The organism is Amycolatopsis sp. NPDC114504 (assembly GCF_055633595.1).
The window spans coordinates 140,141-163,397 of the sequence record NZ_JBVKDU010000005.1; the positions used below are offsets into that span (position 1 = coordinate 140,141).

21 protein-coding genes and 1 pseudogene are annotated in these 23,257 nt (G+C 72.1%); 12 read left to right on the forward strand and 10 right to left on the reverse strand.

Translation table 11 applies throughout. The features are described 5' to 3' along the window. The first annotated feature begins 2 nt into the window (after nt 1-2). On the forward strand, nt 3-440 hold the full coding sequence (locus ACZ7PG_RS36810; RefSeq protein WP_470243796.1) for a hypothetical protein: 438 nt from the start codon (nt 3-5) through the stop codon (nt 438-440). Between the two features lie 67 nt (nt 441-507). Here the strand turns inward: ACZ7PG_RS36810 and ACZ7PG_RS36815 are convergent, their stop codons facing one another. After that, nucleotides 508-1,713 (reverse strand): NAD(P)/FAD-dependent oxidoreductase, encoded by a 1,206-nt coding sequence (locus ACZ7PG_RS36815; RefSeq protein ID WP_470243797.1) that lies wholly within the window; start codon nt 1,711-1,713, stop codon nt 508-510. After that, on the reverse strand, nt 1,713-2,264 hold the full coding sequence (gene folE / locus ACZ7PG_RS36820) for a GTP cyclohydrolase I FolE (RefSeq protein WP_470244711.1): 552 nt from the start codon (nt 2,262-2,264) through the stop codon (nt 1,713-1,715). The genes ACZ7PG_RS36815 and folE overlap by 1 nt, the downstream gene beginning before the upstream one ends. A 143-nt stretch (nt 2,265-2,407) precedes the next feature. Between folE and ACZ7PG_RS36825 the strand changes: the two genes are divergently transcribed. Beyond that, nucleotides 2,408-3,064, forward strand: a complete 657-nt coding sequence (locus ACZ7PG_RS36825) for a helix-turn-helix transcriptional regulator (protein WP_470243798.1) — start codon at nt 2,408-2,410, stop codon at nt 3,062-3,064. Here the strand turns inward: ACZ7PG_RS36825 and ACZ7PG_RS36830 are convergent. The 3 genes from ACZ7PG_RS36830 to ACZ7PG_RS36840 are packed head-to-tail and all read right to left on the reverse strand — an operon-like array spanning nt 3,061 to nt 5,582. Beyond that, on the reverse strand, nt 3,061-3,927 hold the full coding sequence (locus ACZ7PG_RS36830) for a sulfite exporter TauE/SafE family protein (RefSeq protein WP_470243799.1): 867 nt from the start codon (nt 3,925-3,927) through the stop codon (nt 3,061-3,063). The genes ACZ7PG_RS36825 and ACZ7PG_RS36830 overlap by 4 nt on opposite strands. Then, nucleotides 3,908-5,017: a CU044_5270 family protein gene (locus ACZ7PG_RS36835; RefSeq protein ID WP_470243800.1), complete on the reverse strand. Its 1,110-nt coding sequence runs from the start codon at nt 5,015-5,017 to the stop codon at nt 3,908-3,910. The genes ACZ7PG_RS36830 and ACZ7PG_RS36835 overlap by 20 nt, the downstream gene beginning before the upstream one ends. Beyond that, a complete protein-coding gene (locus ACZ7PG_RS36840; RefSeq protein WP_470243801.1) occupies nt 5,010-5,582 on the reverse strand; it encodes an RNA polymerase sigma factor in 573 nt (190 codons plus the stop codon). The genes ACZ7PG_RS36835 and ACZ7PG_RS36840 overlap by 8 nt, the downstream gene beginning before the upstream one ends. Before the next feature lie 117 nt (nt 5,583-5,699). Here ACZ7PG_RS36840 and ACZ7PG_RS36845 point away from each other — a divergent pair, with 117 nt between their 5' ends. The 3 genes from ACZ7PG_RS36845 to ACZ7PG_RS36855 all read left to right on the forward strand — a co-directional run bounded on the left by ACZ7PG_RS36845 (nt 5,700) and on the right by ACZ7PG_RS36855 (nt 11,956). After that, complete coding sequence (locus tag ACZ7PG_RS36845) at nt 5,700-6,590, forward strand: serine hydrolase (RefSeq protein WP_470243802.1); 891 nt, start codon at nt 5,700-5,702, stop codon at nt 6,588-6,590. 83 nt (nt 6,591-6,673) lie between these two features. After that, nucleotides 6,674-7,717 carry a LacI family DNA-binding transcriptional regulator gene (locus ACZ7PG_RS36850; RefSeq protein ID WP_470244712.1) on the forward strand — a complete coding sequence of 348 codons (1,044 nt, stop codon included), beginning with the start codon at nt 6,674-6,676 and terminating at the stop codon, nt 7,715-7,717. A 156-nt stretch (nt 7,718-7,873) separates the two neighbouring features. Continuing rightward, complete coding sequence (locus ACZ7PG_RS36855) at nt 7,874-11,956, forward strand: beta-galactosidase (RefSeq protein ID WP_470243803.1); 4,083 nt, start codon at nt 7,874-7,876, stop codon at nt 11,954-11,956. On the opposite strand, the gene ACZ7PG_RS36860 is transcribed toward ACZ7PG_RS36855, so the two are convergent. Both ACZ7PG_RS36860 and ACZ7PG_RS36865 read right to left on the reverse strand, forming a co-directional pair. After that, nucleotides 11,937-12,644 carry a DUF6008 family protein gene (locus ACZ7PG_RS36860; protein ID WP_470243804.1) on the reverse strand — a complete coding sequence of 236 codons (708 nt, stop codon included), beginning with the start codon at nt 12,642-12,644 and terminating at the stop codon, nt 11,937-11,939. The genes ACZ7PG_RS36855 and ACZ7PG_RS36860 overlap by 20 nt on opposite strands. Before the next feature lie 110 nt (nt 12,645-12,754). Further along, nucleotides 12,755-13,372, reverse strand: a complete 618-nt coding sequence (locus ACZ7PG_RS36865) for a LysE/ArgO family amino acid transporter (protein WP_470243805.1) — start codon at nt 13,370-13,372, stop codon at nt 12,755-12,757. A gap of 220 nt (nt 13,373-13,592) precedes the next feature. Between ACZ7PG_RS36865 and ACZ7PG_RS36870 the strand changes: the two genes are divergently transcribed. Continuing rightward, nucleotides 13,593-14,387 carry an SDR family NAD(P)-dependent oxidoreductase gene (locus ACZ7PG_RS36870; protein WP_470243806.1) on the forward strand — a complete coding sequence of 265 codons (795 nt, stop codon included), beginning with the start codon at nt 13,593-13,595 and terminating at the stop codon, nt 14,385-14,387. 307 nt (nt 14,388-14,694) lie between these two features. Then, complete coding sequence (locus tag ACZ7PG_RS36875; protein ID WP_277875398.1) at nt 14,695-14,820, forward strand: hypothetical protein; 126 nt, start codon at nt 14,695-14,697, stop codon at nt 14,818-14,820. Nucleotide 14,821: 1 nt separating this feature from the next. Here ACZ7PG_RS36875 and ACZ7PG_RS36880 read toward each other — a convergent pair whose 3' ends face one another. The 3 genes from ACZ7PG_RS36880 to ACZ7PG_RS36890 form a co-directional block, all read right to left on the reverse strand. Then, nucleotides 14,822-16,288 (reverse strand): cellulose binding domain-containing protein, encoded by a 1,467-nt coding sequence (locus ACZ7PG_RS36880; protein ID WP_470243807.1) that lies wholly within the window; start codon nt 16,286-16,288, stop codon nt 14,822-14,824. A 118-nt stretch (nt 16,289-16,406) separates the two neighbouring features. Continuing rightward, nucleotides 16,407-16,640, reverse strand: coding sequence for a phospholipase domain-containing protein (locus tag ACZ7PG_RS36885; protein ID WP_470243808.1), 234 nt, complete (start codon nt 16,638-16,640; stop codon nt 16,407-16,409). Between the two features lie 2 nt (nt 16,641-16,642). Next, nucleotides 16,643-18,445, reverse strand: coding sequence for a phosphocholine-specific phospholipase C (locus ACZ7PG_RS36890; RefSeq protein ID WP_470243809.1), 1,803 nt, complete (start codon nt 18,443-18,445; stop codon nt 16,643-16,645). A gap of 199 nt (nt 18,446-18,644) precedes the next feature. Between ACZ7PG_RS36890 and ACZ7PG_RS36895 the strand changes: the two genes are divergently transcribed. The 5 genes and pseudogenes from ACZ7PG_RS36895 to ACZ7PG_RS36915 all read left to right on the forward strand — a co-directional run bounded on the left by ACZ7PG_RS36895 (nt 18,645) and on the right by ACZ7PG_RS36915 (nt 23,257). Continuing rightward, nucleotides 18,645-18,884, forward strand: coding sequence for a hypothetical protein (locus tag ACZ7PG_RS36895; protein ID WP_470243810.1), 240 nt, complete (start codon nt 18,645-18,647; stop codon nt 18,882-18,884). A gap of 171 nt (nt 18,885-19,055) precedes the next feature. After that, a pseudogene (locus ACZ7PG_RS36900) lies at nt 19,056-19,895 on the forward strand (glycoside hydrolase family 16 protein); the annotation flags it as partial. A 199-nt stretch (nt 19,896-20,094) separates the two neighbouring features. Next, complete coding sequence (locus ACZ7PG_RS36905) at nt 20,095-21,015, forward strand: D-alanyl-D-alanine carboxypeptidase family protein (protein ID WP_470243811.1); 921 nt, start codon at nt 20,095-20,097, stop codon at nt 21,013-21,015. Next, nucleotides 21,012-21,971: an endonuclease/exonuclease/phosphatase family protein gene (locus ACZ7PG_RS36910; RefSeq protein WP_470243812.1), complete on the forward strand. Its 960-nt coding sequence runs from the start codon at nt 21,012-21,014 to the stop codon at nt 21,969-21,971. Before ACZ7PG_RS36905 ends, ACZ7PG_RS36910 begins: the two co-directional genes overlap by 4 nt. Before the next feature lie 242 nt (nt 21,972-22,213). Further along, a complete protein-coding gene (locus tag ACZ7PG_RS36915; RefSeq protein WP_470243813.1) occupies nt 22,214-23,257 on the forward strand; it encodes a LacI family DNA-binding transcriptional regulator in 1,044 nt (347 codons plus the stop codon).

A 23,257-nucleotide genomic window follows, 5' to 3' on the forward strand; every position in this document is an offset into this window, starting at 1 on the left:
GCATGTCGGGGTTGTCGAGCGGGGACTATGTCACGCAGCAGATCAAGGCGCTGGCCAGATCCGTGCGCCGGGAAGGCGCCGGTGGCGTCGGCACGCGCAGCTTCCAGCTGGCGGAGCACCTGGCGGCGGAAGGGGGCATCCACCGCGGCGACATCCTGACGGCGACGGCGACGCTCCTGGCGATGGCGGCGTGGTGCGACGGCGAAGCCGAGGCGGCCTGCCGGTTCGCGGAACTGGCCGGCGAGCACGACGAGGACTCACGCGAGCTCGTCACGCACCTGCTGCGGCTGGAAGCCGGGGCGGACCAGGGTTGGCTGCCGCAGGAACAGGTGGAAGCGCTGCTGGAGTACGCGCGCCGGGCCCGCCGAGGGGACTTGGCGCTGCGGGTGCGCGCGATCGCCGGCTCATCGCGCGGCGGCCGGCACCGACGGGACAACTAGCGGACGTCGTGAGTGGGAAACAGTGTTAGAACACTGTTTCCCACTCACGACACTGCAGCCGGCGCGGCTAGCTCGTGAGGGAATGCGCGGGGCCGGCCAGCTCGGCCGGGTCCACCGTCCGTCCGCTGCGGATCAGCTCGCGGACCGCGTCGAGGCCGTCGTCCCACCGGTTGACGTGCAGTCCGGCGACCACCCGGCCGCCCGCCAGCCAGAACGCGTGGAACGCCTCGTCCGTCCCGCGTTTCACCACGCGGTCGTAGCCGCCGGGCGGGAACCAGCCCGTGAACTCCATGCCCGCGTCGTACTGGTCCGAGAAGAAGTACGGCAGGTCGTCGTGGACCACCTCGAGGCCGAGCATCGAGCGGGCCGCCGCCGGGCCGCCGTTCGTCGCCGCCGCCCAGTGCTCGACGCGGAGGTGGCGGTCGTACCTCGGGTGCCAGACGCTCGCGACGTCGCCCGCCGCGAAGATGTCCGGGTCCTCCGTGCGCAGGGACGCGTCCACGCGGACGCCGTCGTCGACCGCCAAGCCCGCGTCGGAGGCCAGCTGCGTCTCGGGCCGGGCACCGATCCCGACGATCACCACGTCGGCCGGGATGTCGCCGACGTCCGTCCGGACCGCCGTGACCGCGGAGTCGCCGGCGAAGCCCGTGACGCCGGTGCCGAGCCGCAGGTCGACCCCGTGGCGGCGGTGCAGGTCGGCGAAGTACGAACCCAGCTCCGGCCCGAGCGTCGCGTGCAGCGGAGACGGGCCCGGCTCGACGATCGTCACTTCGCAGCCGTAGGTCCGCGCCGCCGCCGCGGTTTCCAGGCCGATCCAGCCCGCGCCCGCCACGACCACCCGGCCGCCCGCGGCCAGCGCGTCGCGCAGCCGGTCCGCGTGCGCGAGCCGGCGGAGGTAGTGGACGCCCTTCAGCTCGGTGCCCGGCACCCGCAGCCGCCGCGGCGACGCCCCGGTCGCCAGCAGCAGCTTCGTGTAGCCGAGGCGTTCGCCGCCCGCCAGCTCGATCTCGTGGGCGGCCCGGTCCAGCGCCGTGACGCGCCGGCCGGTGAGCACCTCGATGCCCTGGTCGGCGTACCACTTCTCGTCGTGGACGAAGACCGACGCCCGGTCGTCCTGCCCGAGCAGGTAGCCCTTCGACAGCGGCGGGCGCTCGTAGGGCAGGTCCGGCTCCGCGCCGACGATGACGACCCGGCCCGCGAACCCTTCCGCGCGCAGCGTTTCCGCGGCCTTCGCGCCGGTCAGCCCGGCGCCGGCGATGACGTGGGTGTCCATCAGGAGACCACCCCGGTCAGCGCGAAGAACTCCTGCCGCGTCTTGGGTTCCTGCCGCAGCAGCCCGTGCAGGGACGACGTCACGGTGAGCGCGCCGGTCGCCCGCACCCCGCGCAGCGACATGCACAGGTGCTCGGCTTCGATCACGACGCCGACGCCCTTGGGTGCCAGGTGCTCCTGCAGCCAGTCGGCGACCTGCTTGGTCAGCCGTTCCTGCACCTGCAGGTCGCGCGCGAACATCTCGACGACGCGGGCGAGCTTCGAGAGGCCGAGGATCCGCTCGCCGGGCAGGTAGCCCACGTGCGCGACGCCGCGAAAGGGCAGCAGGTGGTGCTCGCACAGGGACTGCACCGGGATGCTCTTGGCCAGCACGAGCTCGTCGTAGCCCTCGTCGTTCGGGAACGTCGTCAGCTGGAAGTCGCGCGGGCGCAGCATTTCCGCGTAGGCGTTGGCCACCCGCCGCGGCGTGTCGCCCAGGTGCTCGGACGACGGGTCCTTCCCCAGTGCCCGCAACAGGTCGGCGACCGCGCGTTCGGCCGCGTGCAGGTCCATGTCGTCGCGGTCGGGGACGACACCGAGGTGCCGCAGCGGGATCGGATCGACGGTCACGGAGGCCTCCTTCTAAAACCAAGTCGAGCCGACGTTAGAAGGCCGCCGGGGTTTTCGTCAACGGTTATTTGTTTTAGAGTGCTCGGATGCACAAGTCCCAGGCCGGCGCGCTGGCCGCGGTCGCGGCGCTCGACGAGCCGACGCGCCGGCGGCTGTACGAATACGTCGTCCGGCGCCCGGATCCGGTGAGCCGCGACGACGTCGCTTCGGCGCTCGGCGTGGCCCGGCCGACCGTCGCCTTCCACCTGGACCGGCTGGTGGAGGAGCGGCTGCTGGTGGCCGAGTACGAGCGGCGCAGCGGCCGGACCGGGCCGGGCGCGGGCCGCCCGGCCAAGCTCTACCGCCGGTCCGACCGGCAGGTGAGCGTCTCGGTGCCCGAGCGGCACTACGAGCTGGCCGGCGAGCTGCTCGCGTCCGCGATCGAGGAGGCCGACGCAACCGGCGGCTCGGCGCGCGAAATCCTGGGGCGGCGCGCTCGCGACCACGGAGCCGCGCTGGCCGCCGGCGTCCCGGACGTCGTCGCCACGCTCGAGGAGCACGGGTTCGAACCGCGCGTCGAGGGCGACGGGGTGCTGCTCGGCAACTGCCCGTTCCAGCGGCTGGCGGTAGCGCACCCGCGGCTGGTCTGCGAGATGAACCTCGGGCTGGTCGAAGGCCTGCTCGACGGCGCGGGCGAGCGGCGGCTGCGGGCGTGCCTGGACCCGAGCCCCGGTTCGTGCTGCGTGCGCCTCGCCCCGGCCTAGCGCGGGAGGAACGAGAGGACGAAGAGGAACGCGCCGAAGGCGACGAGGGCCGCCGAGGCGACGCGGTGGAGGCTGCGCCCGCGCAGCCGCCGGGCCAGCCGCGTGCCGAGCAGGGTGCCGGCGCCGGCCAGCACGCCGAGGACGCTGCCGAGTCCGAAGTGGACGGAGTCCTGCGCCGCGTAGCCGAGCGTCGCGAACCCCACGAGCGGGAGCTGGATCAGCTGTCCCGCCGCGATCGTCGTCAACGCGGGCACGCCGAGGGCGAGCAGCACCGGGACGAGCAGCACCGGCCCGCCCGTGCCGGTCAGCGCCGAGCCGAACCCGACCACCGCCCCGACCGCGGCGGCGGCGGGCGCGGGCAGCTCGCGCCCTTCGCGTGGCCGTGCCCAGAGGTTGAAGGCGCCGGAGCCGGCGGTGACGGTGGCCAGGAACAGCCAGAGGACCGTCGCCGGGACGACGCCGTTCACGAGGGCGCCGGCCGCCGCGGCCGGTGCCGCGCCGAGGGTGAGCCAGCCGCCGAAGCGCCACGGCATGGCCTGGTGACGCGCGTAGGCGGCGGTGCCGACGATGCCGGTGAACAGGAAGCACCAGCTGCTGGTGCCGGCCGCCGCGTGGATGTCGAGCCCGGCGAGCCAGGTGAGCGCGGGCGGCAGGAGGACCCCGCCGATGCCGATCATGCCGATGAAGATCCCGACCGGTACGGCCAGCAGCAGGACGGCTAGCACGGCGGCGGATCGGCGCCGTCCACCACGGACCGCGCCGGCGCGGTGGTCCTCCCGGTCGTCATGAGCCGACCGTAGCCGGTGGCCGGCCGGCGCCCCGCCCAGGGCGCCGGCCGGTGCGCTACTTGGCCGGGACCTCACCGAGGCGACCGGCGACCGCGGTCGAGATCGCGCTCGCGCCGATCTCCGTGCCCGGCTTGATCCACGGCTCGTCCGGCTCCGCGCCGGCGACCTGGCGCTCGCCGATGAACTGGCCCGTCACCGGGTCGACGATCAGCTGCCGGATCTCGTGGCGGTCGTCGAGGCCGAGCGCGACGCCGGTGCGGCCGTCGAGGTTCGTCTCCGCCGCCAGCACCGTCATGCCCGGGATCCTCGCCAGCGCCCGGTACCACTGCGCGCGCAGCTCGGCCGGCATCACGCCGGCCCGGAGGATCTCGGTGCCGAAGTGGAACATCGCCGACGGCGTCGAGCCGCGGCCCTTCGTCAGGCTCTGCAGCTTCGCGTACAGCGCCGCCGGGTCGTGCGGCAGTGTCGCGTAGAACGCCGGGCTGTCCCAGTCGGTGGGGTCGTCGCACTTCTTGGGCGGCTTGGCCTTCGGGAAGAAGTCGCCGCACCGGCCCTGCCACTGGCCCTGGTCGGTGTCCGTGATCTCCGGCTCGGGCGACTGGGCCTGCGGCCGCGAACCGCCGAGGAACTTCCCGGTGTTCAGGATCTTGCGGTTCTCCTGCCAGACGTCGTGGGCGTCGGCCGGGATCCAGCGGTCGATCTGCTGCTCCCACAGGTAGGTGTAGCCGGTGGCGTCGCCGGACTGGACGCCGCGCCCGACCCACGTGTGCTCGGCGACGTACCGGAACTGGCCGGGCCCGACGGGCTGGTCGACCGCGCCGACGCTGAGGTCGGCCGCCCGGTTCAGCACCTGCACCGCCGACATCAGCTTGATGTCGGGCCAGTTCGCGGTCGGGTTCGTGCTCGGAGACGGTGCCGACGGCGGGGGCATGGCCACCGGCCCGGACGAGCCCGTCTGGACGACGACGACCGTCACCGCGACGACGCCGGCCACGGCGGCGGCGACCGGCAGCGCGAACCGGCGGGTCCGCTTCGGCCGCAGCGGGACCACGGCCGATCCGGCGTCCAGCTCGGCCATCAGCCGCGCGCGGGCCGCGGAGAGGTCGGCGGGCGCCGTGCGGGCGTCGCGGTGGAGCAGCTCGAGGGTTTCGTCGAGCTCAGGCATGGGGGTTCTCCTCGGTGGGGACGAGCAGGGCCTGGAGGCGGTGGCGGACGCGGTGCAGGCGCGAGCGGACCGTGCTGGCGGGCACGCCGAGCGCTTCGGCGACTTCGCCCGGTTCGAGCCCGGCCCAGGACGTGAGCAGCAGGACGTCACGGTCCTGTTCGGACAGCGCGGCGAGCTCGCCGGCGAGGACGCGCAGGCGCGCGGCCGCGTCGACCCGGCCGGCCACCGCGGCGTCGTGGTTCTCTTCCGGACGCTCTTCGGCGCCGGCCTTCGCCGTCAGCTGGAACCCGCGGACCTCCTGGCGCACGTGGTTGCGCAGCAGGTTGGTCGCGATCCCGTAGAGCCAGCCGCGGATCGGCGCCTTGGCGGGGTCGTAGCTGGCGCGTCTTCGCAGCGCGACGACGAACGTCTCGGCCACGAGGTCGTCGGCGGCGTGCACGCCCACCCGCCCCGCGAGGTACCCGCGCAGCGGATGGGCGTACTCGTCGAAGAGCCGCGAGAAGACCTCTTTCGGATCCCTGGCGGCGAGGTCGGGCCGGTCGAGCCGTTCCACGATTCTGGTCACGGTACTGGTTGTCGCGACCCGCCGCCCGCGTCCCCGATGGCCCGGCCGGATGAGACGCAGGCCACATTCTGCCCCGATCGGGCGAACAGTGCCGGGGGGTGCGGACAAGAAGCCGGTATGCACAGGGGAAACGCGATGCTGCTGGCCGGGACGTGTGCCGGCGCGGTGGTGGCGATGCTCGTCGTGGCCTCGGCGGTCCGGCCGGCGGGCCCCGACGCGGCCGCCGGCCCGTCGCTCGGGACCGCGCCTCCGCTCACGACGAGCGTGGCCACGACGGCCACGTCGGCGCCGCCGGAGACCCCGGCGAAGCCGCGGGAGGAGCCGGTGCCGGACGGCGCCTCGCTGGCGAAGCTCGTGCCCGGGAAGCTCAGCGTGCTGGTGTACGACCGCAAGAACGACCGCGCCCTCGTCTCCTACCGCCCGGACGCGACGTACACCTCCGCGTCGCTGGTCAAGCTGTTCATCGCGTTCGAAGCCCTGCGGCGGGGCCGGCCGGCCGACGAGGTCGCCGAGATGCTTTCGCGCAGTGACGACGACGTCGCGAGCCGGCTCTGGACGACGCTCGGCGGCCCGGCGATCGTCACGTCGTGGGCGGCGCGGATCGGCCTGAGGTCGACGATCCCGCCCGGCGACGCCGGGCACTGGGGCAGCACCCTCGTCACGGCCGCCGACCTCGTCCGCACCTACCGGTACCTGATGGACCAGGCCCCCGCCGCCACCCGGCAGGTCGTCCTGCCCGCCCTCGACGGCGCCACCGAACACGGCGCGGACGGCTTCGACCAGTTCTTCGGCATCCCGGGCGCGGTCACCGCCACCGACTGGGCGGTTAAGCAGGGCTGGTCCTGCTGCGACCCGGGCCGCGACCTGCACACCAGCGGGCTCGTCGGCGGGCGCCGCTACGTCGTCGTCGTGCTGAGCGCCCAGCCCGCCGCCACCACGTGGGCGAAGGCGTCGCAGAACGTCACGGCGGTCGTGAAAGCGCTCTCCGGCCCGCTCGGCTGGTCCTGACGCGCCCGGCGTCCGCCGGTGGCGGCCCCTTCGGCGGTACGGTCTCGTGCGTGGGGACACGGCGTGAGGTGGAAGGGGCCAGGGTGGTGGACCGGGCGAAGCCGGGGGAGCAGGCCAGGACGTCGGCCCCGGGGCCGCGGCAGCCCAGCCTGGCCGACGTCGCCGGCCTGGCCGGGGTGTCGCACATGACCGTCTCGCGCGTGGTCAACGAGAGCGGGCCGGTGCGCCCGGAGACCCGCGAGCGGGTCCTCGCCGCGGTGCACAAGCTCGGGTACCGGCCCAACACCGCCGCGCGGACGCTGGTCACCGGTCGGTCGGGCACGCTCGGCGTGGTCGCGCTGGAGTCGAACCTCTACGGGCCGGCGAGCACCCTGTACGGCATCGAGAACGCGGCGCGCGAAGCCGGGTACGGCGTCGCGATCTGCAGCGTCACCCGGCCGGGCCGGACGTCCATCGGCGACGCGGTCGAGAGCCTGCGGCGCCAGGCGGTCGAAGGGATCGTCGTCATCGCTCCGCACGTCACGGCCGGGCGCGCCCTGGCCGCGGTGCCCGGGGACATCCCGGTGGTGGCGGTCGGCGGCGGGGAGTCGGCGCCGGTGCCGGTGATCTCGGTCGACCAGTACGACGGCGCCCGCCGCGCCACCGAGCACCTCCTCGCCCTCGGGCACCGGACGGTCTGGCACCTCGCCGGTCCGGAGGACTGGCTGGAGGCCCGCGACCGCGAACGCGGCTGGCGCGAGACCCTGGAACGCCGCGGCCTGCGGGTCCCGGCGGTCGTGCGCGGCGACTGGAGCCCGCGCTCGGGCTACGAGGCGGGCCGGGCGCTGGTCGGCAAGCGCGGGCTGAAGGCCGTGTTCTCGGCCAACGACCAGATGGCGCTGGGCCTGCTGCGCGCGTTCACCGAGGCGGGGATTCGGGTCCCGGAGGACGTCCACGTGGCGGGCTTCGACGACGTTCCCGAGGCGGCGTACTTCACCCCGCCGCTGACGACGGTCCGCCAGGACTTCATCGAGGTCGGCCGGAAGACGTTCGGGCTCTTGGAAGACCGGATGGCGGGCGGCGACACCCGCGCGCGGCACCTCGTGCCCGCGGAGCTGATCGTCCGGGAGAGCACCGGGCCGCGCTGATGTCCCGTGGATGACTCGTTCGAGACAGCGGACCTGGACAGTTAGCGCTAACACTACGTCGGCACTGATCCATCCCGGTGTTGTATCTTGACCGCTTCTGTGTGATCGGCAAAGGATCGTGTTCGGTTCTGGTCCCCGACGCCCGGAGGTCCCCGTATGCGTGCCGTCGTCCGGACTCTGCTCGTCGCCGTGCTCGCCTTGGTCGGGGTGACCGTCCCGCAGGCCACGGCCGCGCCCCCGAAGGCGGCGGCGCACACCGTCACCTACGACGGCTACTCGTTCCTGGTCGACGGCAACCGGACGTACCTGTGGTCGGGGGAGTTCCACTCCTACCGCCTCCCGAGCCCGGACCTCTGGCTCGACATCTTCCAGAAGATGAAGGCGGCCGGCTTCAACTCGACGTCGCTCTACTTCGACTGGGGCTACCACTCGCCGCGCCAGGGCGTCTACGACTTCACCGGCGTCCGCGACCTCGACAAGCTCCTCGACATGGCCCAGCAGGCCGGGCTCTACGTCATCGCGCGGCCCGGGCCCTACATCAACGCCGAGGTCGACGGCGGCGGCTTCCCGACCTGGCTGTCCACCACCCCGGGCCACACGCGCAGCGCCGACCCCGTCTACCTGAAGTATTCCGACGAGTGGCAGACGCAGATCGACCGCATCATCGCGCGCCACCAGCTGACCAACGGCACCGGCAGCGTCCTCGCCTACCAGGTCGAGAACGAGTACTACAACGGCAACGCCGACGGCCGCGCGTACATGAAGCACCTCGAGGACAAAGCCCGCGCCGACGGCATCACGGTTCCCTTGGTGGGCAACAACAACGGCACCTTCAACGCCGGCGACGCCGCGCTCGACGTCGACGCCGCGGACTCCTACCCGCAGGGCTTCGACTGCTCCAACCCCACGCGGTGGAACGGCGTCCCCGACATCAGCTACGACCACGTCCCGGGCAAGCCGCTGATCACCGCCGAGTTCCAGGGCGGCGCGTTCGACCCGTGGGGCGGCCCGGGCTACGAGAAGTGCGCGCAGCTGATCAACGACCAGTTCGCGAACGTGTTCTACAAGCAGAACATCGCGGTCGGCGCGACCGGCCAGAGCTTCTACATGCTGCACGGCGGCACGTCGTGGGGCTGGAGCGCGATCCCGCAGAACTACACGTCCTACGACTACGGCGCCGCGATCACCGAGGGCCGCCAGTTCGACCCGAAGTACACCGAGGACAAGCTGATCGGCTACTTCACCCAGTCGGTCGCCCCGCTGACCAAGACCGACGGCCTGGCGAGCGCGCCGCTCACCGACGCGTCCCTCACCGACACCGCCCGGATCAACCCGGACACTCGCACCCAGTTCCACACCCTGCGGCACACCGACTCGACGTCCACCGCTACGAACACCACGAGCCTCGCGCTCGACCTTGCCGCCCACGCCGGCTACACCTACGACGACCGCGCCGGCGAGGTCGGCTACACCGGCACCTGGAGCCACGTCGGTCCCGAGGTGAACTACACCGGCGGCGACTACCAGCACACCGAGTCGTTCTCGGAGGTCACCGGCGACAGCGTCAGCATCCCCTTCACCGGCACTGGCATCCGCTGGGTGACGTCGAAGGACCCGAGCCACGGCATCGCCGACGTCTACCTCGACGACGCGAAGGTCAGCACCGTCGACCTCTACGCGACGAGCAAGCAGAACCAGGTCACCGGGTACGAGGTCCGCGGACTGCCCGCCGGCGCCCACACGCTCAAGATCGTCGTCACCGGGCAGAAGAACGCGAACGCGACCGGGCCGTTCGTCGTGGTCGACGCCGTCGACCTGCTCTCGGGCAGCACCGACTACTACCCGGTCGTCCCGCAGCAGCCCGGCACCGGGATCACGCTGAACGGCCGTCAGTCGAAGATCGTCGTCGCCGGGTACGACCTCGAGCAGACGCGCATGCAGTATTCGACGTCGGAGGTCATGACGAACGCGGCCATCGGCGGCCGTGACGTCGCCGTCCTCTACGGGGACAAGGGCGGGCCGGGCGAAACCGTCTTGCGGTTCGCGAAGCAGCCCACCGTGCAGGTGCTCGGCGGCGCGGCGACGTCCACTTGGGACGCGGCCCGCGGCGACCTGCGGCTGAACTACACCCACGACGGCCTGACGCGCGTGCTCGTCACCGCACCCGGGCAGCGGCCGCTGCTCCTGCTGCTCGCGGACAAGGCGACGGCGGCGACGTTCTGGCGCCAGGACACCGCGGCGGGCCCGGTGCTGGTCCGCGGCACGCACCTGGTGCGGACCGCGGCCGACGACCACGGCACCCTGAACCTGACCGGCGACACCGGGAGCGACGGTGCCTTCGAGGTCTTCGCCGCCGAGAAGTCGTTGTCGTGGAACGGATCCTGGGTCGCGACCCAGCCGACGCCGAGTGGCAGCCTGACCGCCTCCGCGCCGACCGCGAAGGCCGTAACGCTGCCCGCGCTGACCGGCTGGAAGCACCAGCAGGAGTCACCGGAGAGCCAGCCGGGCTTCGACGACTCCGCCTGGCCGGTGGCCGACAAGGACACCTCCAACAGCTCGACGGCGGTCGGTACGAAACCCGTGCTCTTCGCCGACGACTACGGCTTCCACACCGGCAACACGTGGTACCGCGGCCGGTTCACCGGCGACGGGAAGCAGACCGGGATCACCCTGTCGAGCCAGAGCGGCGGCCCGGCCGGCGCGTTCTCGGCGTGGCTCAACGGCGTCTTCCTCGGCAGCTCGAAGGATCCGCAGCACACGTTCCCCTTCCCGACCGGCGCCTTGCGCGCGGGGGAGAACGAGATCTCCGTGCTGACCGTCAACATGGGACACGAGGAGGACTACGGCGCCAACAACGGCAACAAAGCCGCGCGCGGGCTCACCTCGGCGCGGCTCACCGGGACACCGCTGACGTCGGTGACCTGGCGGCTGCAGGGCGTCCGCGGCGGTGAAACCGGGCTCGACCCGGTCCGCGGCCCGCTCAACACCGGCGGTCTCTACGGCGAGCGCGCGGGCTGGTCACTGCCCGGCTTCCCCGACGGGCGCTGGGCGTCGGCCACCCTGCCGGCGAAGGACACGACACCGGGCGTGTCGTGGTACCGGACCACCGCGGACCTCGATCTGCCACGCGGCCAGGACACCTCGCTCGGCCTGACGATCACCGACGACCCCGCGCGGCAGTACCGGGCGCTGATCTTCGTCAACGGCTGGCAGCTCGGGCAGTACGTCAACTACCTCGGGCCGCAGCACAGCTTCCCGATCCCGAACGGGATCCTGAACCCCAACGGCCACAACACGATCGCCGTCGCCGTGTGGAACCTCGACGGCAGCACGGGTGGCCTCGGCACGATCGCGTGGACGAACTACGGCAGCTACCGCTCGCCGTTGACGGTGAAGCAGAACGCCTCGCCGGGCTACGACTCCCAGCGGTACGCGATGCCGGCGGCGCCCACGGCCGCGGTGTCGCTGACCGCGCCGGACACCGTGACCGGCGGGCAGGGGTTCACCGCGTCGGCGACGGTGCGGGTGCCCGCGGGCGCACCGCCGGCGTTCGACGTCAAGCCGGTGCTGACCGCGCCCGCCGGGTGGAGCGTCGGAACGGCGTCCCCGCCTTCGGTGGCGAAGATCGACGGCGGCAGGACGGCGACCTTCACCTGGCCCGTCACCGCTCCCTCCACAGTGGACACGTCCGCGCTGAAGGTGGCGGTGGCCTATCGGCAGGCCGGGCGGCCGGGTTCGGTGTCCGGCGAACGGATCGTCGGCGCCGTGCCACCGGCGCCACCCGCGGGCGAGGTGGCGGTCAGCTCGCTGCCGTTCCTGACGGCGACGAACGGCTGGGGCCCGGTGGAGCGCGACACGAGCAACGGCGAAGCGAGCGCGGGCGACGGCAAGCCGATGACCATCGGCGGGGTGGCGTACGCGAAGGGGCTGGGCGTCCATGCGGCGAGTGACGTCCAGCTCTACCTGGCCGGCACCTGCACGCGGCTGACCGCTTCGGCCGGCGTCGACGGCGAGACGGGCAACGGCGGCAGTGTGAGCTTCAGCGTGTCTGTCGACGGCGCCACGCGCGTCACGACGCCGGTGGTGCGGGGCGGCCAGGCCGCGGTGCCGATCGACGTCGACGTCACCGGCGCCCAGGTCCTGGACCTGCTGGTGGCCGACGGCGGCGACGGCAACGGCAACGACCACGCGGACTGGGCCCTGCCGACGCTGACCTGCGCTACGCCGCCTGCCGGGTGAGCTCCGGGACGGGCTGGAGGAAGAAGGTGGCGCGGACCTCGCGGCGTTCGCGCCACAGGTGGTACAGCGCCAGGCCGAAGATGATCGAGCCGATCACGTTCGCGACGAAGTGCCACCACACGCGGTAGGTCGTCAGGCCGATGCCCGGGTCGACGAGACCGAAGAACGTCGACAGCCCGATCGCCCGGGGCGCGCCGAAGCCGATCGACAGCGTGAGGACGAGGTGTTCGAGCCCGTGCAGGCCCTGCATCCAGACGCCCATCTTCGCCCAGCGGCGGGCGCGCGTGCCGAGCGCCCGCCGCGTGATCACCATGACCCCGGCGAGCCCGGCGAGGAAGATGAAGTTGCCCGTGAGGTGCAGCAGTTCCATGCCGAACGTCTTGCGACCGGGGAGGAGCATCTGCAGGCCATTGGCGAGGCCGGTGCCCCACGGCGTCATCCACGCCGGCGAGTTCGGGTGCCCGAGCCAGTAGCCGACCTGAGCGATGTGCTCCTGGACGTGCCCGAGCTGCCCGAGCACGCCGACGCCGATCACCGCGACCGAGCCGCGGTACACCCACGGGCGCACCGGCCCCCGGTTCGCGTACGCCAGCACCCCGACCGCCGCCCACATGGCCAGCGCCCAGAGCACGAGCAGCGTCGCCCCCGCGACGTCCCAGCCGGACATCGTTCCCATCGGCATCGTCATGGCCGCCTCCGATCCGTGTCCCGCCCAGGCTAGCGGCGAACCGGCCCGCCGAACGTCTTTGTCCGTGCGGCCGGAACCGGACAAACCGTTGCAGGACAATGGTTTCGACCTCAAGAGAGGACAAGCCGGACGGCCAGTGCGGCGATCACCGCGCTCGACACCAAGGCTGTCACCAACCGGCCCCGCGGTCCGGTGAGGACCCGTCCGAGCAGCGCCCCGCCGCCGGCCAGGAGCGCTTGCCAGCTCGCCGAGGCGGCGAACGCGGCGAGGACGAACACGACCTGCTCGGGGACCGACACGGCGGTGCCGGCGCGGTCGCCGACGACCAGGGCGGTGAAGTAGACGACCGTCGTCGGGTTCACCAGCGTGATGCCGAGCAGGCTGACGTAGGCGCGGCCGGGTGCGAGCGGCGTCACGGGACGGGCGCTGGTGTCGCGGTGGGACCGCAGCGCCTGGACGGCGCCCCGGACCGCCAGCACGACCAGGATCCCCGCCGACGCCAGCCGCAACGGCCCGGCGACCGGGGCGACCAGGCCGGCGATCGCGGCGCCGCCGAGCACCGCCACCAGCGCGTACACGCCATCCGCCGTGGCGACGCCGAGGGCCGCGGCCAGACCGGTCCGCAGCGAGGTACGGGCGGTGAGCGCGACGAGGTAGGTCGCGACGGCGCCGACCGGGATCGCGATGCCGTAGCCGGCCAGCAGGCCGGCGAGCAGCGCGCCGGTCACGGCGCTGGGGTGATCGACCTCCGCGGACGCCGCGGCTGCTGCTGGACCGGCGCGGTGGTCGCGGCGACGGTCGGCAGGAGCGGGGTGCGCGAGGAGGTCATGCGCAGATGCTGTCGGCGACCGGGCCGGTCCGGCAACCGGATTTCCCAGCCGGTGCGCACCGGGCAGCCGTGCTTGAATCGGCCGGAGGACACGGCGGGCGCGAGAAAGGGTTTTCACGATGCGGGTCGACCTGAGCGGGAAGACGGCCCTGGTCACCGGGTCCACCGGGGGCATCGGCTCGGCGATCGCGGCGGGACTCGCGGCCGCGGGCGCGCGGGTCGCGATCAACGGCCGGAGTGACACCGGGGTCGCCAAGGCCATCGCCCGGGTGAAGGAAGAGCTGCCCGACGCCGACCTGGTGCCGGCCCCGGGCGACGTCTCGGACGAGGCCGGCGCGGCGCAGGTCGTCGAAGCGGTGCCCGACGCCGACATCCTCGTCAACAACCTCGGCATCTTCGGCGCCCAGGAGCCCCTCGACATCACCGACGCGGACTGGCGGCGCTACTTCGAGGTGAACGTCCTGGCCGCGGTGCGCCTGACCCGCGCGTACCTGCCCGGCATGACCGAGCGCGGCTGGGGGCGGATCCAGTACATCGCCAGCGATTCGGCGATCGTGATCCCGGCGGAGATGATCCACTACGGAGTGTCGAAGACGGCGCTGCTCGGGGTCTCGCGCGGGTTCGCCAAGCACACGGCCGGGACCGGCGTCACGGTCAACGCCGTGATCGCGGGCCCGACGCACACCGGCGGCGTCGAGGACTTCGTCTACGAGCTGGTCGACAAGAACCTGCCGTGGGACGAGGCCCAGCGCGAGTTCATGAAGAAGCACCGGCCGCAGTCGCTGCTGCAGCGCCTGATCGAGCCCGAAGAGATCGCGAACCTGGTGGTGTACCTGAGTTCCCCGCTCGCCTCGGCGACGACGGGCGCGGCCGTGCGCGTCGACGGCGGGTACGTCGACTCGATCGTTCCCTAGCGGGGACCCGTTCCCGCCCGACGGCACGGGGGAACCGCGGGTGGGAACGGGAGTTTGGCGTCGGTACGGGGGCCGCCTCGCGGCGGAAGGCACGACACGGCTCCAGCGTGACCGGTATTCCGTGAAGGCAAGGGGTGAGGCCCGGGGGCACCGCCGTACCGACAGTGGGTACAACGCCCGGGCCGGTCCGGTGTTCCCGGAGCCGGGAGTGACGTGCGTCGCCGCCGTCCGGGGTACCCCGCGCAGGGGTCGCCCGGACGTGGGCGCGGACTGTCCCGATCGGCCCGCGTGGTTCATGATCGACTTCATGGACCACATCGAGACACCGGCGAAACCCGTCCTGGCCCTGCGCCGGGTGCTCCTGGCCGTGGCGGCGGGCGCGTTGCTCGCCGCCACGGCGTGGGTGGCGCTCTGGCTGGCCATGCACCTGTGACCTAGGGCGTGACCGGGATGTTCGTCAGTCCCGACGTCGCGTTCGTGACCGTGTTCGACGCGTACACCACGTTCGGGTCGGCCGCGCACTTCGACACCGAGCTGATCTTGATGGCGTAGGCACCGACGCCGCCGAGGTCGGACTTGTTGCCGCGCCACACGTTGCCGCAGCCGTTGTCGAACGACGGGGACGTGCTCGTGTTGTGGTTCTCGTACCCGTTGGCGAACACCCCCGGCGAGGAGAACGTGCCCGTGTTGTTCTCGATCGTGTAGCCGATGCCCTTGACGTCGATCCAGGAGTCCGCCGAGTTCTCGCCGGAGATGCCGCGGCCGTCGAAGGTGTTGCCGCGGATCACTCCGTTGAACGTGCCTTCCTTGACGTCGATGGGCTCCGCGGCGATGAACGGGCCGATGTGGTTGTCCAGCACCTGGATCCGGTCGCCGCGGTCGACGCCGCCGGAGTTGCCGTGGCAGGCCCAGTTCGAGTTGGCCGAGCCGAGGTAGACGCCTTCGCCGTAGCCGGGCTGCACCAGCCCGGTGTAGGTGATCGTCGAGTTCTTCAGCACGCTGTCAGCCGACGAGCGGCGGAAGTGGATCGCTTCCTCGTCGACGTGGTTGACGTTCACGCCGTCGATCGTCGTGTGCGGAGAGTTGTCCACGACGATGCCCTTCTTGGACTCCTGCACGGTGAAGCCCGTCAGGTTCCAGTACGGCGCGCCGGAGAGCCACAGGCCGTAGCCGGAGTCCCAGCCCGCCGTCGGTGCCGGGCAGTCCGGGGCGTCACCCGACGGGCCGTCGTTGATCAGGACGGCGTTCGCCGGGCCCGACAGGACGATGGGCTTCGCCGCGGTCCCGGCCTTGGTCGTGACGAACGAGCCGCGGTAGGTGCCGGCGGCGAGCTTGATCGCCTGACCGGGGGTCGCGTTCGCCAGTGCGGCCTGCAGCTGGGCGGCCGTCGAGACGGTCACGGTGTCCCCGGCGGGCGGGGGAGTCGTCGTGGTCGTCGGTGGGAGAGTCGTGGTGGTGGTCGTCGTCGGTGTGGCCGGTGTCGTGGTGACCGGGCCGCCGCCCGCGCACGGGAGCCCGTTCACCGTGCAGCCCGAAGGCAGGCCGGAGCCGGCGACGTTGAAGCCGAAGTCCGCGGTGGCGCCGGGTTTGACCGTGCCGTTGAAGCCCGCGTTGACGAACTTGTAGTGCTGCCCGGTCTGCGTCTTGACCGAGCTCCACGAGCTGCTCACCGCCGTGCCGGCGGGCAGGTCGAACTCGACGGTCCAGCCGGTGGCGGGCGCGTCGCCGCGGTTGGCGATCGTGTAGCCGCCGCCGTAGCCGCCGCTCCAGACCGACGTCCGCGCGAAGGTGGCGGAGAGGTTCGCGGCGGCGGCCTGCGCGGTGACCGCGCCGGTCAGCGCGAGCACGGCCGAGACGGTGGCGGCGCCGAGCAGGACGGCACGACGACTTCGTGTGGACACCAAGAGCCTCCGGGGAAAGGAACAGCGGAGGTGTTGCGGCGTACACCCGGACTTTCCCTTTATAGGTGAGCGGTGCCGGAGCGTCAATGGGCTGAACTGCGGTCACATATCTGAACGGCTAGCCGGTGACGCTCGGCGCACCCGTCTCGACGTGCCCGCTGAACCGGCGGAGGAACTTCGGGTCGGCGTCGAGCGTCGCCGACAGGTCGTACCAGCCGGCACCGTTGCCGACGGGGTTCCAGTCGTCGGTCACGGTCTGCCCGGCGGCCAGCGGATACGTCCACGGGCCGTCGGTGCGGTAGTGGTTGGCGGTGATCGTGAGCTTGACGGCCGTCGTGCCGCTGTTGCGCATCGTCAGCCGCAGCTTGTTCTCGGTGGTGTAGCCGGCGGTGACGTCGACGCCGCGCCGGCGCTGTTCGCGTCCCCGGCGAAGACCCAGCGGAACCGGTTGGGCCCGTGCACCGCGACGCCGTACTTGCCGCCGCCGTAGAGCTGGATCCGCCAGGTGTCGCTCACCTGCGCCCCGGGCGCGAGGTCGTACGGCCACGGGCCGTCGGTCTGGCCGTCGTTGCGGTGGGCCATCAGCTGCACGGCCGCGGTGCCCTGGTTGGCGAACGTCGTGGTCAGGATCTGGCGGTCCGCGCTCAGCGACGTCGTCACCAGCGGCCGGTAGGGGAGGGCGCGGGCCGGACGGGTGCCGGCTTCCTGCACCGGGACCTGCTGCTTGCCGGTCGCGGGCGGCGCGGGTTTCGGCAGCTTCTTCTGGGTGTCATCGGCCTGCTTGCGCAGCGCGGCGGTGTCCGGCAGCAGCGGGATCTGCACGGTCGGGGTGCCGAAGTCGAAGCACGTCATCAGGTCGCCGCAGAGGGCGCGGCGCCACGCGCTGATGTTCGGCTCGGCGACACCGGTCCAGCGTTCGAGGAACCGGATGACCGACGTGTGGTCGGTGACCTCGGAGCTGATCCAGCCGCCGCGGCTCCACGGCGAGATCACGGTCATCGGCACCCGCGCGCCGAGCCCGATCGGCTTGCCGCCGATGTACTCGCTCGCCGTTCCCGGCGGCGCGATCGGCGGGGCCACGTGGTCGAAGAAGCCGTCGTTCTCGTCGTAGTTGATGAGGACCACAGTGGACTCCCACAGCTTCGGGTTGGCCCACAAGGCGTTCAGCACGGTCTGGGTGTACGCGGCGCCGTCGACCGGGCGCGCCTCCGGGTGTTCGCAGTAGCCGTAGGGCGCGACGACCCAGGACACCTTCGGCAGCGAGCCGCTCGCGCAGTCGGCCTTGAACTCGGCGAGGACGTGGTTGACGTCCTTGCCCTGCCCGGAATCCGGTCCCCAGGTCTTGAACACACTGGCCCTTTTGGACAGGTCCGAGGTGTAGTCCTGGTGGTAGGCCTTGAAGAGCCACAGCGGGTTGTCGCCGTAGTCGCCGACGAAGGAGCCGCCCGCGTCGCCGACCTCCTTGTTGGCGTAGACCTTCCACGAAACCCCGTTCTGCTGCAGGCGTTCCGGGTAGGTCGTCCAGCTGAAGACCGGCTTGTAGTCGGCGGGGTTGTAGTTCGCCGGGCCGCCGCCGTGGGCGTCGGCGTCGATGGTGCCGGTGAACAGGTAGAGCCGGTTGGGCGTGGTCGGGCCCTGCACCGAGCAGAAGTAGTGGTCGCACAAGGTGAACGCGCCGGCGAGCGCGCGGTGGAACGGGATGTCGCCGTCGGTGAAGTACCCCATGGTCATCTCGCCCTTGGCGGCGACCCACGCGTCGTTCGCGCCGCCGGCGATCGCCTGGTGCTGGTCGGCCCAGCCGTGGCCGAGGTCGCCGAGGTCCTGACCGTCCACTTTGGTCGTGTCCACCCGGAACGGCAGGAGGTACCTGCCGTCGGTGCGGCCGGAATCGGGCTGGTGGAAGACGTCCTGGCCGTTCGGCCGCACGATCGCCGAGCGGTCGCCGTAGCCGCGGACGCCCTTCATCGTGCCGTAGTAGTGGTCGAACGAGCGGTTCTCCTGCATGAGGACCACGACGTGCTCGACGTCGGAGAGGCTGCCGGAGACGCGGGGTTCGGCGAGGGCTTCGGCCATGCCGGGCGGGAGAGCGCCGAGGGCGCCGGCGGCGGCGACCCCGCCGAGGAAGCTGCGGCGGGTGAGCTCGTGCGGGTCGGCCATGAGGGGAGCGTAGGTGATCGAAGCTGTTCGGAAACACCGACGTTCGGACGGAATCATGCAGGACGAAGTTCATGAGCTGTTCGGTCCACGGCCCGGCTCCGTGACACTTTCCGGTGACCCGGAGATGAAACCGCGCCGGGCGGGGAATCTTCTCCAGCACAAACCCCTGGCGCACAGGGGATTCCGGGAGGAGACCACCATGAAGACCCGCATCGCCGCACTCGCGGCCGCGCTGACCCTCGCCTCGGCCGTCGCCACGGCGGCCCCCGCGTCGGCCGACCCGGTGCCGGGCAGTCCCAACCAGTTCTACGCGTACTGCGCGGTCGACCTGCTCGGGGTGCCCTTGGGTTGTACCGAGACCGATGTGGCGCACGCGTCGCACATCTGCCAGTACGTCGCCACCGGCGTCGGGCTCGGGCTCGACTGCATCCAGCGCTGAAGTTGCCCGAAAGTACCCGGTGGTCCGGACCATCGGGTACTCGTCGGAAAATGTCCGACCGGTTAGCCTTGTTCTTCGCCAGGTACCCGTTCATACTTTGTTGCCATCCACAACAAATAGGGTGCCGGTGAGCCGCCAGCCGTCGCCCCCGGAACGGAAGGGGCGACGACGATGTCGACCACGAACTCCGCCCGATGGCGGCGGACCACCCGCCTGCTGGTGGCGCCCGCGGCCCTGCTCATCGCAGGCGCCGTGGTGGCCGCACCGCAGGTCCAGGCCGCACCGGCGGCACCGCTCGCGAGCTTCAACGACGACTTCGACGGCCCGGCGGGCAGCGGCGTCGACGGCTCGAAGTGGGTCCACGAGACCGGCGACAACGTGAACAACCACGAGCGGCAGTGGTACACCGACGGCACCGCCAACGCGGCGCTCGACGGCCAGGGCCACCTCGTGATCACCGCGAAGAAGGAGAACAGCGGGAACAACTGCTGGTACGGCGCGTGCGAGTACACCTCGGCGCGGCTCAACACCTCCGGCAAGTTCACCGCGTCGTCCGGGCACATCGAGGCCAGGATGAAACTGCCGCGCGGGCAGGGCATGTGGCCCGCGTTCTGGATGCTGGGTTCGGACATCGGCAGCGTCGGCTGGCCGCAGTGCGGCGAGATCGACATCATGGAGAACGTCGGGTTCGAGCCGAACACCGTGCACGGCACCATCCACGGCCCGGGCTACTCGGGCTCGGCCGGCATCGGCGCGGCCTACACCGGGCCGAACTTCTCCGACGACTTCCACACCTACGCGATCGACTGGTCGCAGGACCGGATCGTGTGGTCGGTCGACGGCAACGCCTACCAGACCCGCACGCCGGCCGACGTCGGCGGCAACCAGTGGGTGTTCAACCACGACTTCTTCGTGATCTTGAACCTCGCGGTCGGCGGTTACTGGCCCGGCGACCCCGACGGCAGCACCCAGTTCCCGCAGCAGCTCGTGGTCGACTACGTCCACGTGAGCTGAGGGGTCCGACCAGCGGGACCGGCTTCTCTCCGCGCGCGGTGCGAGGGGAGCCGGTCCCGCGCCATTCCCGGCTTTGGTACAGAACCGGGACACTTCTGGTTCAGACCTGTCGAAGAACCCCGACGGCCCGGCGATCTTCCCCGGACACAGTGACGTCAGAGCGCTCACGAAGCGCCCCGGCACCCGGAGGAGACCCATGGCCCGAACCCGCATCCCACCCGTCGTCGGCGGCTTGGCCGCCGCTGCGGCGGTGGCGCTCGCCGCGGCCTGCTGGGTCCTCTTCCCGCCTTCGGTCGACGGCCGCGCGAGCGCCGCCCGGCCCGTCGTCGACCTCGCGCTGCCGTGGCCGGACGGGGGCCAGGCCAGTGCCGAGGTCCAGGGCCTGGGCTCGCTGGGCAGCCGCGGGGACCAGCGGCCGGTGCCGATCGCGAGCGTCACGAAGGTCATGACCGCGTTCGTGGTGCTCAAGGACCACCCGCTCGCCCCGGGCGAAGCGGGCCCGATGATCACCGTCGACGAGCAGGCCGACGCCGAGTCGACCTCCCGCGAAGAGTCGACCGTGACCTTGCGGGCCGGGCGGCAGGTCAGTGAGCGCGACCTGCTGGCGCTGATGCTCGTCCCGTCCGGCAACAACGCCGCCCGGCTGCTCGCCCGCTGGGACGCCGGCAGCCAAGAGGACTTCGTCGCGAAGATGAACCGCGAGGCCGCCGCGCTCGGCATGGCCGACACGACCTACACCGGCGCCAGCGGGGTCGAGGACTCGACCACGAGCACCGCCACCGACCAGCTGCGCCTGGCCCGCGAAGTGATGCGCAACGCCGTGATCCGCGAGATCGTCGCCACGACGAGCCTGCGCGTCGACGGCGTGCCCGGTGTCGTCAACACGAACACCCTCCTCGGCCGGGACGGCGTGATCGGGCTGAAGACCGGTTCGTCGACCGCCGCCGGCGGGGCGCTGATGTGGGCGGCGAAGGGGCCGGGCGGCAAGCTCATCCTCGGCGTCGTCCTGCACCAGAACCCGGGCGGGAGCCCGGCGCAGGGGCTGAGCGCCGCGCTCGAGAACAGCCGGACGCTCATCGCCGCCATCCAGCGCGAACTGCCGGCGGCCACGCGATGACCGCGACCCTCGAACCGGAAAAGACCTTGCCGGACCGCGGGACCTGGCGCCGCGGGCGGGTCATCGCGGTGTTCTCCGCGCTGACGGCGGTGCTGCTGCTCGCGCACCCGCTGGTGCCCAACTGGGTGGGCAACGCCGGCAGCCTGCTGGAGACGTTCCTGCCGTGGACGGGACTGCTCGTGCTGCCCCTGTTCGTGGCCGCACTGGTCCGGCGCTCGGCGCTCGCGCTGGTGTCGTTGCTGCTGCCCGCGCTGGTCTGGGGCGGGTACTTCGGCGGCAGGCTGTTCGACCGGACCGAAGCCGGCGGCGACCTGACGATCGTTTCGCACAACGTCAACGACGAGAACCCGGACCCGGCCGGGACCGCGCGCGCACTGGCCGCCTCGGGCGCGCAGGTGATCGCGTTGGAGGAGCTGAAGAAGTCCGAGATCCCGAAGTACGAGGACGCGCTCGCCGCGAGCTATCCGCACCACTCGGTGCAGGGGACGGTCGGGGTCTGGAGCACGTTCCCGCTGCGCGACACGCGACCGGTGGCGATCATGCCGTGGACCCGCGCGCTGCGGTCCACAGTGGACACTCCGAAGGGTCCGGTGGCGGTCTTCGTCGCGCACCTGCCGTCGGTGCGGGTCCGGCTCGACTCGGGCTTCACGGCGAACGGCCGCGACGAGGCGATCGGCCTGCTCGCCGATGCGGTGGCGGGGGAGCCGTCGCCGCGCACGGTGCTGGTCGGCGACTTCAACGGCACGGCCGACGACCGGGCGCTGGCGCCCATCACCGCGCGGATGAAGTCGGCGCAGGACGAGGCGGGCGACGGCTTCGGCTTCAGCTGGCCGGCCGGGCTGCCGATGGCCCGGATCGACCAGGTCTTCGTGACGGGGGTGCGGCCGACGGCGGCGTGGACGTTGCCCGCGACCGGCAGCGATCACCTCCCGGTGGCGGCTTCGCTGGCCCTGTGACGTCGCGGCGCGGCGCCGAACATGCCCCTTGAACACCGTGGTCCCCGGCATCCGGTGATCAAGTAACAGCCTTTCCCGCAGGTCCAGCCGCGAAGCCACGAAGAGGTACCACTGCGGCGCACGTGACGAGACCGTTACGCACCCCGGTCTTGACCGCGTCGGTGTTATCGCTAACACTGACTCCTCGCCGCCACCCGAACGGGTGACGGGCACCACGTCGAAGCGGACGGAAGGGGACGCCGGTGGCTGAACGACCCCGCTCCGGCGGCCCCGTCAGGGTGACTGCCGCCGGGACGCGGCAGCCCAGCCTGACCGACGTCGCGGGCGTGGCCGGCGTGTCGCACATGACCGTCTCCCGGGTCATCAACGGGACCGGTCCGGTGCGCCCCGAAACCCGCGCCCGGGTGCTCGCCGCCATCGAAGAACTGGGCTACCGCCCGAACTCCGCGGCCCGCGCGCTCGTCACCGGACGCACCGGCACGCTCGGCGTCGTCGCGCTCGAGTCCAACCTCTACGGTCCGGCCAGCACGCTTTACGGCATCGAGAACGCCGCCCGCGAAGCCGGGTACGCGATCACGATCTCCAGCGTCAGCCGGCCGGGCCGGTCCTCGATCGCCGACGCGGTGGAGAACCTCCGCCGCCAGGCCGTCGAGGGCATCATCGTCATCGCCCCGCACGTCACCGCGGGCCGCGCCCTGGAAGCCGCGCCCGCGGACTTCCCGGTCGTCGCCGTCGGGGGCGGGGAGACCGCGCCGGTCCCGGTGATCTCCGTCGACCAGCGCGACGGCGCCCGCCGCGCCACCGAACACCTGCTGGCGCTGGGACACCGCACGGTCTGGCACGTCGCCGGACCGGAGGACTGGCTGGAGGCCCGCGACCGCGAGCTCGGCTGGCGGGAGACCCTGGAACGCCACGGCGTGGACGTGCCGGAGGTCATCCGCGGTGACTGGAGCTCGCGCTCCGGCTACGAGGCGGGGCGATCCCTCGCCAAGGAAGGCGCTCTCGACGCCGTCTTCGCCGGCAACGACCAGATGGCGCTCGGCCTGCTCCGCGCGTTCGCCGAGGCCGGCGTCTCGGTGCCGCGGGACGTGCGCGTCGCGGGGTTCGACGACGTGCCCGAGGCGGCGTACTTCACGCCGCCGCTGACCACGGTGCGCCAGGACTTCATCGAAGTGGGCCGGCGCACGTTCGGCCTGCTCACCCAGCGGATGGACGGGGGCGACCGGCACGCGCGCGCCCTGGTCGTGCCCGAGCTGATCGTCCGCGAAAGCACCGGGCCGCGTTAG